Source organism: Pseudomonas sp. SIMBA_041, from assembly GCF_046535095.1.
Classification (GTDB): Bacteria; Pseudomonadota; Gammaproteobacteria; order Pseudomonadales; family Pseudomonadaceae; genus Aquipseudomonas; species Aquipseudomonas mucoides.
In genome coordinates this window covers 1-284 of sequence record NZ_JAWRXJ010000187.1, presented here as the reverse complement: position 1 = coordinate 284, position 284 = coordinate 1, and the positions used below count along the sequence as shown (strand labels likewise).

At 66.2% G+C, this 284-nt stretch carries 1 protein-coding gene; it reads right to left on the bottom strand.

The genetic code is table 11. From position 1 onward, the window contains the following. On the bottom strand, positions 1-284 hold a 284-nt coding region (locus SB725_RS30785), incomplete at both ends, for an arsenic resistance protein (RefSeq protein ID WP_410923156.1).

Below are 284 nucleotides of genomic sequence, written 5' to 3'. Positions count from 1 at the left end.
AGCACGACCGAAGTGAAGAGCGTCGCCCAGGGCACCGTGATGGCCGAGATGCCGAGCAACAGGCCGACAAGCGGCGCGAAGGCCACCACCATGATGCTGTCGTTGAGCGCCACCTGCGACAGCGTGAACAGCGGATCGCCGCCGGTCAGCCGGCTCCAGACGAACACCATGGCCGTGCACGGCGCGGCAGCCAGCAAGATGAGGCCGGCAATGTAGCTGTCGAGCTGCTCCGCCGGCAACATCGGCGCGAACAGATGCCGGATGAACAGCCAGCCGAGAAACGC